The organism is Methylobacterium sp. WSM2598 (assembly GCF_000379105.1).
Classification (GTDB): Bacteria; Pseudomonadota; Alphaproteobacteria; order Rhizobiales; family Beijerinckiaceae; genus Methylobacterium.
In genome coordinates, this window is the sequence record NZ_KB900609.1 from 5,657,648 (window position 1) to 5,668,662 (window position 11,015).

General features: G+C 69.2%; 9 protein-coding genes and 1 pseudogene. 7 read left to right on the forward strand and 3 right to left on the reverse strand.

Annotated features, from left to right (window positions below; genetic code table 11):
• Positions 1-37: 37 nt before the first annotated feature.
• The 4 genes from MET2598_RS0126590 to MET2598_RS0126605 all read left to right on the forward strand — a co-directional run bounded on the left by MET2598_RS0126590 (position 38) and on the right by MET2598_RS0126605 (position 5,943).
• The gene (locus MET2598_RS0126590; RefSeq protein ID WP_018262933.1) at positions 38-1,648 is read left to right on the forward strand and encodes a sialate O-acetylesterase; all 1,611 of its coding nucleotides are present in this window, start codon (positions 38-40) and stop codon (positions 1,646-1,648) included.
• 26 nt (positions 1,649-1,674) lie between these two features.
• On the forward strand, positions 1,675-2,928 hold the full coding sequence (locus tag MET2598_RS0126595) for a phage head spike fiber domain-containing protein (protein WP_018262934.1): 1,254 nt from the start codon (positions 1,675-1,677) through the stop codon (positions 2,926-2,928).
• Between the two features lie 444 nt (positions 2,929-3,372).
• Entirely contained in the window at positions 3,373-4,035 is a 663-nt protein-coding gene (locus tag MET2598_RS0126600; protein WP_012330193.1) for a hypothetical protein, read from the forward strand.
• Between the two features lie 198 nt (positions 4,036-4,233).
• A complete protein-coding gene (locus tag MET2598_RS0126605) occupies positions 4,234-5,943 on the forward strand; it encodes an AMP-binding protein (protein WP_051086530.1) in 1,710 nt (569 codons plus the stop codon).
• Between the two features lie 27 nt (positions 5,944-5,970).
• Here the strand turns inward: MET2598_RS0126605 and MET2598_RS0126610 are convergent, their stop codons facing one another.
• Positions 5,971-6,207, reverse strand: coding sequence for a hypothetical protein (locus MET2598_RS0126610; RefSeq protein ID WP_018262936.1), 237 nt, complete (start codon positions 6,205-6,207; stop codon positions 5,971-5,973).
• Positions 6,208-6,340: 133 nt separating this feature from the next.
• Here MET2598_RS0126610 and MET2598_RS40515 point away from each other — a divergent pair, with 133 nt between their 5' ends.
• Entirely contained in the window at positions 6,341-6,808 is a 468-nt protein-coding gene (locus tag MET2598_RS40515; RefSeq protein ID WP_018262937.1) for a hypothetical protein, read from the forward strand.
• Positions 6,809-6,934: 126 nt separating this feature from the next.
• Positions 6,935-7,903 (forward strand): protein-methionine-sulfoxide reductase catalytic subunit MsrP, encoded by a 969-nt coding sequence (msrP, locus tag MET2598_RS0126620; RefSeq protein ID WP_012330189.1) that lies wholly within the window; start codon positions 6,935-6,937, stop codon positions 7,901-7,903.
• Positions 7,904-8,711: 808 nt separating this feature from the next.
• Here the strand turns inward: msrP and MET2598_RS39880 are convergent.
• Positions 8,712-9,797 carry a sulfotransferase family 2 domain-containing protein gene (locus MET2598_RS39880; RefSeq protein ID WP_157182268.1) on the reverse strand — a complete coding sequence of 362 codons (1,086 nt, stop codon included), beginning with the start codon at positions 9,795-9,797 and terminating at the stop codon, positions 8,712-8,714.
• Positions 9,798-10,157: 360 nt separating this feature from the next.
• Positions 10,158-10,828: pseudogene (gene istB, locus MET2598_RS43085) on the reverse strand (IS21-like element ISMtsp8 family helper ATPase IstB); the annotation flags it as partial.
• 58 nt (positions 10,829-10,886) lie between these two features.
• On the opposite strand from istB, the gene MET2598_RS42385 reads away from it, so the two are divergent.
• Positions 10,887-11,015: transposase (locus MET2598_RS42385; protein ID WP_018262938.1), on the forward strand; the 129-nt coding region annotated here is incomplete at its 3' end.

Sequence of the window (11,015 nt, forward strand, 5' to 3'; positions counted from 1 at the left end):
GCGTCGACACCCCGATATCCCCACGCGAGAGATCAGCATGGCGCCGCCTCCGGTCCTGCCTGAAGACGTGTTCCGCGCCGCCAATCCGGCCAACAACCCGTCCTCCGACGTGTACGACCCGCCGAAAGGCGACATCATCGCACTGCTCCGGCGGATGCTCGACGCGGTGACCGCCTGCTCGGCCGCGACGGGCATGGACCCGACGATCGTCTCGACCTTGCGGACCAGCCTGACGAACGAGATCGCACGAGCGCAGCGCGAGGAGGGCGCGCGCTCCCGGGCGCAGCTCCGCGCGCTGCTCGGGACCGTCGCGGCCCTCGACCTGCCCCCCAGGGGCCCCACGCGGGTCTCGTGGGTGGACGACAGCGCGCATGCACGCTCGATCGCGATCCCGGACCCGGCGAACACGCTCCCGCTCTACCCGATCATGGGGCAGTCCAACGCCTTCGGCGCCACCACCGGCGCCGTGGTGTCCACCTCGAACCCCTATCCGGGCCGGGTGCTGATGCCGGAGGGCGGGCTGCACACCTACGGCGGGGTGGCCAACCTCGCGGACATGCAGGAGGGCATCGACCTCGTCGCCCACGAGACCATCGCCTCCGGCTTCGCCACCCACCTCGTGCGCGACCTCGACGCGGCGATCCCGAACACGAACTTCCGCGTCGCGAGCTTCATCAGCGCGCTCGGCTCGCGATCCTACCCTCAGCTGACCGAGGGCTCGGATCAGTTCACGTTCGGCATGCGGGCGATCAGCCAGATCTACCAGCAGCAGCGGCGCAAGGGCTGCCGCGTGCTGGTCCCGGGCGTGCTGTGGGTGCAGGGCGAGAACGACAATACCGGCGGCTGGGGCGACCACTACGACGGCATGCTGGATCAGCTGCAGCAGCGGCTGGAGACGCGAATCCAGCAGATCACCGGCCAGATCGAGCCGGTGATCCTGTATCTCGCCCAGACCAACAGCATCAACACGTGGGACAGCATCCTCGGACAGAGGGTGCAGGAGGCCCAGATCCGGGCGGCGGCGCGCAATCCGCTGCTCTGCCTCGTCGGCCCCATGTACTCCTTCGCGGTCAACCCGGCTGACCACGTCCACAAGACGAGCCGCGGCGCCTACGAGATGGGCCAGATGTTCGGTCGCGCGGTGTTCATGCGCCAGTACGGCTCGGCCCGCGCCGTCGCGCTCACGCCGCTCGACGTGTGGCGGGCGACGCCGCCGGCGGGCGTGGCGGCGCGCATCAGCGCCACGTTCCGGGTGCCTGTCGAGCCCCTCGTCCTCGACGCCTCGGGCAACGTCATCGCGGTGTCCGGGATGGCGGCGGCGCCGAGCGGGACCGGCGGCGGCTACGGGTTCGACGTGTACGACGACCTTGGCAACGTGGTTCCGATCAGCGCCGTCTCGGTCGGGGTGCCCTCGACGCAGTACGCCGGCCCGCCGCGCCTCGACATCGACCTCGCGGTGGCGCCGACCGCGCGCCGGCTGCGCGTGAACTACGCCCAGCGCCGCGACGACGCGCGCCCCGACACCAGCGACGGCCCGCTGACCGGTGCCCGGGGCTGCCTGCGGGACAGCGCGGCTCACATCTCCATCGTCGGTGGCGGTCCGCAATACAATTGGTGCGTCCAGTTCTCGCGCCTGATCGCGGCCTGATCCCTCACAGCTGTCGGAGTTAACGGATGGTCGCTCTGGGTCGCCTGAGCGCGCTGACGCCTGCCGGCGTGTCGCTCGATCTCAATCCACTCACCGGGCTGGCGATGGTGTCCGGCGTGAAGTCCTCGCTCGAGGACGCGATCACCTTCGCCCGTGCCGGCACGGCCTGGGACTACGACGTCGGCGGCCTGCTTCGCCAAGCCGCCGCGGGCATGCCGCGCCTCTCCTACCACCCGCATTCGGGGTTGCCGCTCGGCCTGCTGATCGAGCCGCCGAGCGCCGATCTGTGGGACCGCACCGAGGATTTCGAGAACGACGCCTGGACCAAGACGGGCCTCCAGCTATACGTCGGCTCCGTCTCCGGCCTCGACGGTCGCAGCATCGGCACCCGCATGGTGGACACGGGGTCGTCGCGCGGATTGATCACCCGGAACATCGCCGTCGGGTCCGGCGACGCCGCGTACTCGGCCGCGTTCACGGCGCGCGCGATCCCCGGCGGGGTCAGGTCCATCGAGGCCACCATCCACTTCCACGGCGGATCGGGGAACCAGGGCGGCAGCGCCGTCTACGACCTGTTGCTCGGCAAGGCCGTCTCTGGCACCGGCGCCTCCTGCGGGATGGTCCCGGCGCCGTTCGGGGCGTGGCGCTGCATCCTCGCGGCCTGCAACACCCACGGCCATACCGGGATCACGGTCGGCCTCGGGCGGTGGGCGCGGGACCCCGACAACGGCTACGATGTTCTGTCGATCTCCATGGAGGCCCGGGAAGAGGCGACCTCCCCGATGCGGTCAGGCGCAGGCCTATCGACCCGTGCGGCCGAGACGGCATCCCTCGCCGTGGGCGACTGGTTCAACCCGGTCGAGGGCACCTTCGTCGCCGAGTTCATCGCCAACGGCAGCCCGTATTCGGATCAGCAGGTGTTCGCCCTGCGCGGTGAGGGCGGCGCATTCATGGGGATGAGCCGGAGTCATTTCGGTCCGGCCGTTGGTGTGGCGGCGTCCGGCGTCGGCCTCGCGATGTACGGCGCGCCGCAGTTCGGCCTGATCCGTGCGGGCTTCACGTACCGAGACTCCGCCTGGATCGCCGCGAAGTCTGGCGGTGGCAACGACTACCTCTACGGATCGGTCGCGACAGCAACCTGGCCCGTGCCGACGAGCCTGACCACGCTGGACATCGGGCACTACGCCGGCGGCTCTCAGCTCAACGGCTATCTCCGGCGCCTGCTCTACATCCCGCACCTTCTCAGCGCGACCGAACTGTCAAACATCGTCGTCATCTGAGGTCTGCGCCATGGCAGCAGAGCCGCAGCCCGAGACCGTGCGCGAACAGCGCTTCCGCCCGGCGGACCGCTCGCGGCCGTCTCCATCGTGCTGAGCTGCACGGATGGCGAGATCCGCTGCGCCGTGGAGGGGACCGCGCCGCCGCGGGGGTGAGACCCGCGCGGCCACGGCGCGGTGCGACGGCAGCGCGCCGCGTCTCCGGACGTCCCGCCGGCTCCCCGAAGCCGGCTCCCTGAAGCCGGCTCCCCGAAGCCGGACCCCGCCGAAGTCGGACCCCGTCGAAGCCGGACCTCGCCGAAGGCGGGCGCCGTCGCGCGATCCGGGACCGGCGGCGCGAGGGCGGGACTCCGTCCCGGTGCCGCGCCCCGCGCCCGGTTCCAACCCCACCCGCCGCGGTGTAAGCCTGGGCGTGGGGGCAGCTTCGCGCGAAGGGGAGGCGGGCGCATGATCTTCTCCGGCCGCACGCTGGTCGCGGCGCTCGTCCCCCTGGCGGCCGCCCTGGCGGCGGTCGGGCTCGCGGCGCTCACCGGGTTCAGCCAGGCCCGCGCCGAGGCAGCCGGCTACGGGGCCTGGGTCTACGGCTTCTTCCTCGACCAATTCCCCCTCTACGCCGTCGCGATTATCTACGGGGTCGCCCGCATCCTCGCGGTGACCGCCGAGGCGCTCGACCGCTCCGCCGCCCGCCGCCTCGCCGGCGCCGTCCTCGGCACTGCCCTGCTCCTCGGCCTCTCGCTCTACCCGACCTTCGGCGGCGCGGTCCTGAGGGCCGGGTTCATGGTCGGGGGCATGAGCTTCCTGAACGGCGTGCCGCTGGCGGCGGCCCGGGCCCTCGGCGCCCTCGCGGCCCTGCTCCCGTTCGGGGCGGGGCTGGCGCTCGCCGGACTCGTCGGCGGGCGGCGGCGGAAACCCGGCTGGCTCCCGGCCCTGGCCGCGCGCGCCCTCGCGCTCTGGTGGGCGCTCGGCCTCCTCGGCCTCGGCCGCGCCGCCGGCCTCGCCGCCTGGCCGCAGCGGCCCCTCGACGGCGCGCAGGCGCTCCTCGCCGCCGGGCTCGTGCTCGCCGCCTTCCTGCCCCACGCAGTCCTGGCCGGGCTGCGCCGCCCCGGTTGAATCGGGGGCCCGGAGGCGCTAAGCAGGCGTCGGGGCCGGGCCGCCGGTCTTCACCAAAAATCTTCGCCAAAACAAAAGGCTAGGCATGGTCGCGGGAGGCCCCCGCGGCACCCCGGAGGCCCCCGGGCGAGATGATCCGGACCGGCCGGACGCACCACGATCGAGCGGCGCCCGGTTCGGCGCATCGGGAGGAGAGACATGGGTGACCCTGTGCGCGTTCCGTCGCCCAGCCATCCGGATCGGCCCTGGCTGCGGGCCTATCCCGAGGGCGTCCCGGCGGAGATCGCGACCGACCAGCTCGGCACCCTCGCCGACCTCTTCGCCCGATCGACCGCGCGCTTCGCCGACCGGCCGGCCATCCGCTGCTTCGGGGCGGACCTCACCTACGCGGACCTGAGGGCGGGGGCCGAGGCCTTCGCGGGCTGGTTGCAGGCGCAGGGCATCCGCAAGGGCGACCGCGTCGCCCTGATGCTGCCCAACGTCCCGGCCTACCCGATCGCCCTGTTCGGCGCCCTGATCGCGGGGGCGACCGCGGTCAACGTCAACCCGCTCTACACGGCGCGGGAGCTCACCCACCAGATCGGCGATGCCGGCGCCCGGGTGCTGATCGTGCTGGAGAACTTCGCCGGCGTGGTCGCCGAGGCGCTGCCCGCGCTCCCCGGCCTGGAGCGGGTGGTGGTGGCGGGGCCCGGCGACGCGCTCGGCCTGCGCGGGCGGCTGATCGATCTCGCCTCGCGCCACCTGAAGAAGGCGGTGCCGCCCTACAGCCTGCCCGCCGGGCGCTCCGTCGCCTTCCGGGCGAGCCTCGCGGCCGGGCGCCGGGCCGGCTTCACGCCGGTCGACATCGCGCCCGACGACCTCGCCTTCCTGCAATATACGGGGGGCACGACCGGCATCTCCAAGGGTGCGATGCTCACCCACCGCAACGTGACCGCCAATATCGAGCAGAGCCGCCTCTGGTTCGGCATGCGCGACGACGAGGGCCCCGGCCGCGTCATGGTCACGGCGCTGCCGCTCTACCACATCTACGGGTTGACCTGCTGCTTCTTCTTCATGACGCGGCTCGGGGCGTGCTGCCTGTTGGTGCCCAACCCGCGGGACATCGCGGGCTTCGTGAAGCTGCTGCGCACGAACCGCTTCACCAACCTGTCGGGCGTGAACACGCTGTTCAACGCGCTCCTCAACCATCCCGACATTGGCCAGGTCGACTGGTCCGCCCTCGAATACGCCAATGCGGGCGGCATGGCGGTGCAGGCCGTGGTGGCGCGGCGCTGGAAGGCGCTCACCGGCAAGCCGATCATCGAGGGCTACGGCCTCTCCGAGACCGCGCCCGTCGTCTCGATCAATCGCCGCGACCTGACCGAGTGGTCGGGGACGATCGGCTACCCGGTGCCCTCGACCGAGGTGTCGGTGCGCGATCCCGCCGGGCAGGAGGTGGCGACCGGCGAGGCGGGCGAACTCTGCGTGCGCGGCCCGCAGGTCATGCCCGGCTACTGGCGCCGGCCCGACGAGACCGCCCGGGTGATGACCCCGGACGGGTTCTTCCGCACCGGCGACGTCGCCGTGCTGCAGCCCGACGGGCAGCTGCGCCTCGTCGACCGCATGAAGGACATGATCCTGGTCTCCGGCTTCAACGTCTACCCGAACGAGGTCGAGGACGTGCTCGCGACGCATCCGGGCGTGCTCGAAGTGGCGGTGGTGGGCCGGCCGCTCCCGGAGACCGGCGAGACGGTCGTCGCCCACGTGGTGCGGCGCGACCCCGACCTCACCGCCGACGCCCTGCGCGCCTTCGCGCGCAAGAACCTCACGGCCTACAAGGTCCCGCGGGAATTCGTCTTCCACGAGACGCTGCCGAAGAGCAATGTCGGCAAGGTGCTGCGCCGCGAACTGCGCGACGGCGCGGATTGAGGGCCGCGGCGGGTCGGGCCACACCCGTCAGATCGGCCGCACCTCGCCGGGCCGCAACTTGAGGCGCGCGGTCAGGCGGTCCGAGAGCGTCCCGTTGAGTTCCACCGCCGCGTCCGGGGCCGCCACCGCGCGCACGGCCGCGAGGGCGCGGGGCGCGTCCGGCGCCATCGCCACGTAGACCTGCAGCGCCACGCTCCCGGCCTCGTCGGCCGGGGCCGACACCGCCACCGTGTAGGCGATGTGCTTCGAATTCTTCGCGGGCATGCGGCTCTATCGCACGGGCGGTCCGTGGTGTCCGCGGTTTTCTTCGCTGCAGCGCGGCGCGATCGTGCCCTTGTCTTGCCGCAAGGTCACTGCCTTATGCTGGCGGCTCTACGGACAACGGACCAACTTTCCCATGGGCGTCACGAAGCCGACCGTGCTGCCGTCCGCGCGGCTCTCCGCCGCCGACGTGATCGACAGCGGCGACACGCTCGCCCTGCGCTTCTCGGGGCAGGGCGGGGACGTCTTCGTGCTGGTGCCGGTGGAGGAGGTCGCCGGCGTCGCGGCGGCCCTCGCGGCCGGGACCGCGCAGGCGCTGCGCGTGCGTGCCGCGACCCTGCAGGGTCGCCCGCTGCCCCTCGCCCGGACGATGCTGCCGCCGGCCGGGGCGGGCCTGGCGCCCGCCGGGGCGGGTTCGCCGCCCGCCGGGGCGGGTTCGCCGCCCGCCCGGGCGGGTTCGCCGCCCGCCCGGGCGGGTTCGCCGCCCGCCCGGGCGGGTTCGCCGCCCGCCCGGGCGGGTTCGCCGCCCGCCCGGGCGGGTTCGCCGCCCGCCCGGGCGGGTTCGCCGCCCGCCCGGGCGGGTTCGCCGCCCGCCGCGGAGTAACCGCGGATCCGGCCTCGCCGAACCGTGATTGGCGTCGGCGCCGCCGCGTGCCGATCTGCCGGGGATCGGCCACCGTGGATCGGCGGCCCGGCAGGAGGGCGGCGCGGCCGCCGCAGGGAGACGAGCATGCACATCAAGGCGCGGCACGGCTGGGAGATCCCGGAGCATCTGGCGACCCCCGAAGCCCTGTTCTTCGACCGCCGGGCGCTGCTGGGCGGCCTCGGCCTCGCGGCCGCCGCCCTGGCGGGGCCCGCCCGCGCCGCGGTGCCGGGGGAGGGGACCGGGGCGCGCAGGACCGCCGACCTCTACCCGGCCAAGCGCAACGCGGCCTACACGCTCGACCGGCCGCTCACCGAGGAGCGCTATAGCGCCGACTACAACAACTTCTACGAGTACAGCACCGCCAAGACGGTGACCCCGGCCTCGAACGCCCTCAAGGTCGATCCCTGGACGATCCGGATCGACGGGTTGGTCGAGAAGCCGTTCGAGATCGGCTTCGAGGATCTGGTGCGCAAGATGCCGCTCGAGGAGCGGCTCTACCGGCACCGCTGCGTCGAGGCGTGGTCGATGGCGGTGCCCTGGACGGGCTTCCCGCTCGCCGCCCTGGTCGCCCTCGCCAGGCCCACCGGCGAGGCGAAGTACATCCAGATGCAGACCTTCCTCGACAAGGCGATGGCGCCGGGCCAGCGGCAGTTCTTCTATCCCTGGCCCTACACCGAGGGCTTGACGCTGGCGGAGGCCAACCACGACCTCGCCTTCCTGGCGACGGGCGTCTACGGCAGGCCGCTGCTCAACCAGTTCGGCGCGCCCCTGCGGCTGGCCGTGCCGTGGAAGTACGGGTTCAAGTCGGTGAAATCGATCAACCGCATCACGTTCACGGCCGAGCGCCCGAAGACCTTCTGGGAGGCGCTGCAGGCGTCCGAGTACGGGTTCTGGGCCAACGTGAACCCGGCCGTGGCGCATCCGCGCTGGAGTCAGGCGAGCGAGCGGGTGCTCGGCACGGACCAGCGGGTGCCGACCCTCCTGTTCAACGGCTACGCCGAGCAGGTGGCCGGGCTCTACAAGGGGCTGGAGAAGGAACGCCTCTACGTCTGAGCCGACGAAAAGGCCGGGCCCCGGGGGACCCGGCGGGAGCGGAGGCCGGCCGCAGGGACCGGGCCCGTCCAGAGGGGATCGGCCGATCGACGCCCGATGACCGGCCGGGGCCATGACCGCCGCATCCGCAGCCGCGGCAACCGCCCGAGCGGCATGGCCGCGCGTCGATGCACATGGAACCGCCCCGCGCCGGCCCGGCGCTCGGTCCTGCGCGTGGGTGGCGACCGCGCGAGGCGGCGGCGAGCGCGGTGTCTCGGGCACGGTCGCCACTGCTCTGCGCTGGCTGCACGGCCACGGCTTGGCGATGGACCCCTCGCGTTGGGGACGAGCGAGGGTGCCGCACTGCTTGCAGGAAGTGCGGTTCGTACGGTCGTGGCGCCGGCGACGGTGCCGGGCCGCGAAATCATCCGCGAAATCCTGTTCCTGTCCGCCGGTGGACGGCAACTTGGCCACTGCCGCCGCGGACGGGGTCTTTGACAAGCGCCGACCTATGCGAAATCCAACGGATCGCGTCGACCTGCGGATTTCGGCTTCGCTCAAGCGCCGCCTGGGAAGCAACCGACGCTCGCCGAACGCGGTTGACGTAATCCTCCATAGTATGTCGCCTGATAAACAGGCGTAGATGTGCCCCATGAAGTCACTGTATATAGGGCATGGACGCTAGTCCAAACCCTTTGACGATCGCAAATTGCGATTGATACAGCATTATCATGGCAACACTCACGCAAAAAATAGTAAGTCTGGCGTATAGTATCGTTCAAGAAATCCTCTTAACAAGAATATGACGTGAAACGGCTGCCGTCACTCCCTACGTCGCAACGCGAAACTCGATGTTGCTCGAAAATTCAAGCAGCTGGAAATCGAATATGATCGTTTTGTTCGATATTCTACTATCTGTCACCGCTTCTTCGTGTACTGCCAAAAGATGTGATCCCATGCCCGCGGTGGCATCAAACCGAAGATATCCTGTGTTCGAATTGAGTTCCGCCTCCAGGATCTGGAATTCGAGTTTGTATCTACCGGCTGGCAGATCAATGTAGGGCCCGATTAGAACGTGCCCATTCTTGGCGTGAACCACGTACTTCATTCCTGCGCGCTCTTGCAGGACTCCCGAAATAGCACTTAACTCGAATTTCATGCCGCCGTTTTTGTCGTAAAAAATCTTCGATCCACGTTGATAAATTTCATTATCGAACCGAGTGAGGTACTTTATCCTCGTGAGGACAGCCTCGTCGGAATAAATACTCGGACGCTGCTCGGCAGAGGTATTGATCTTGCGGCCCTTTTGACTTGCGGAAATGCCGAGGATACCGCAAAGGTTCATAAAGGAGAAATCGAAACACTCCGAAAGGCCTATATAATCTAACTTCTCGAGATTCTCGGTTGCCAAACCAAGTTTGGATTCCGCGAGATCTGCGATATTAACGCCTGGATCGTACTCGCTTGCAGCGAATTCAGTCTGGGACAGCCTGAAGGTAGCATCGTTTGCCAGATGAGTCGCGAAGTTCTCCGTTTCACTGGACATGATAAAATCGTAATCGTTAATAGAATTAAGTATGGTCATCAATCCTGATGGATTGTCTTTCTGTCGTCGCACGAAACGCAGCATCGAAATGAAGCGCTCGACTGGATCTCTGATAAACGTGGCAGTGATCAGATGACCATCAATGGCTCTGATGTGAGAAAAGCCGCAATGAAGGACGAAATACGTCCACTTGTTGAGCAGACTTTTCGGTACAACATGAAGATCATTGAAACGGGCCGGGCAGATCATTTCTGCAGGAACTTGTTCCGACAAAGATACGAAAATGTTTGTCCCAGCAGTCTTTGGAATATGTATCAAAAGCAATTTAGGAATAACGAGGGCATTCTCCACCATTTGCTCATCCACCATTTGCGCATCCACCATCGAGAAAGGTGCCGTCTAGACGGCGATGATAACAGCTCGTTGTGGTCGATTCCAAGAGGCTGTTATGGACCGAAGACAGGGGTTGTGCTACTCAAGGTTCCGCGCCAGGCGCGTCGTCGAACTCGGCCGGTGACCCTGCGGCCGGCTGCCCCGGCTCCTGCCCGGCGTACAACCCTGACCGGCCCGAAGGGTTCGCGTGAGCGACGCGATCGGCGGCCTCGGCCACTTGCGCGACGAGACCCGCCCGCCCGGCAAGCCACCTCGCCCCGCCGATCCCTGTCAACGGGCTTCGAACCTTCCGCAATTTCGGGCGGGCAATTTTCCTCAGATCGGCGGGCTCGGCGGTCAGGCGATGCCGAGGTGAGCACCTCCATTCTTGGGTGGGCGTCCGCGCCGACGCGGGGGCGGGGCGAGCGGCGGAGCCTGCAGGGCTGCCTTCGAGCGGATGTGCTCGGGCATGAGCGCGGTGTGCTGGCGCAACCGGTAGCTTGAGCCCTCGATCTGCACCACCACGGCGTGGTGAAGCAGCCGGTCCAGCAGCGCGGTCGCCACCCCCGGATCGCCGACCAGCTCACCCCACTCCGCAAAGGCGCGGTTCGAGGTCAGGACCATCGCGCCCCGCTCGTAGCGCGCGTTGACGAGCTGGAAGAACAGGTTGCCCCCGCCCGGCACCACCGGCAGGTCGCCGATCTCGTCCACGATCAGCAGCGCCGGCCGGCAGAAGAGCGGATCTTCTCGCGCAGCGTTCCTTCCCGCTCGGCCCGCGCCAACGTTCCCACGAGATCGGCCAGGGTGGTGAAGTACACGCTGCGGCCCGCCTTCACCGCCTCGACCCCCAGGGCCACGGCCAGGTGGCTCTTGCCGGTGCCGGGCGGGCCGAGGAAGTGCAGCACCTCGCAGCGGTCCACGAAGCCCAGTTCGGCCAGGGCCAGGATGCGGGTGCGGTCGAGCGAGGGCTGGAAGGCGAAGCCCGACAGCGTCTTGACCGTCGAGAGCCGCGCCATCACCAGCGTGATCCTCCCTCGAGTTGGTGGACGCCTCTGATCCGCTCGTGGGGAGCGAGGAAGGCGTTCAATGGCGACGAAGACGCGACGGGCGTTCACCCCCGAATTCAAGCGCGAGGCGGTGGCCCTCCTGGAGAGCAGCGGGCGCCCGCAGATGCAGATCGCGGCGGAACTTGGCATCCAGCCCTCGATGCTGCGC

Coding starts and splice junctions, on each gene's coding strand:
- MET2598_RS0126590 (WP_018262933.1), top strand. CDS start 38: ATGGCGCCGCCTCCGGTCCTGCCTGAAGACGTGTTCCGCGCCGCCAAT.
- MET2598_RS0126595 (WP_018262934.1), top strand. CDS start 1,675: ATGGTCGCTCTGGGTCGCCTGAGCGCGCTGACGCCTGCCGGCGTGTCG.
- MET2598_RS0126600 (WP_012330193.1), top strand. CDS start 3,373: ATGATCTTCTCCGGCCGCACGCTGGTCGCGGCGCTCGTCCCCCTGGCG.
- MET2598_RS0126605 (WP_051086530.1), top strand. CDS start 4,234: ATGGGTGACCCTGTGCGCGTTCCGTCGCCCAGCCATCCGGATCGGCCC.
- MET2598_RS0126610 (WP_018262936.1), bottom strand. CDS start 6,207: ATGCCCGCGAAGAATTCGAAGCACATCGCCTACACGGTGGCGGTGTCG.
- MET2598_RS40515 (WP_018262937.1), top strand. CDS start 6,341: ATGGGCGTCACGAAGCCGACCGTGCTGCCGTCCGCGCGGCTCTCCGCC.
- msrP (WP_012330189.1), top strand. CDS start 6,935: ATGCACATCAAGGCGCGGCACGGCTGGGAGATCCCGGAGCATCTGGCG.
- MET2598_RS39880 (WP_157182268.1), bottom strand. CDS start 9,797: ATGGTGGATGAGCAAATGGTGGAGAATGCCCTCGTTATTCCTAAATTG.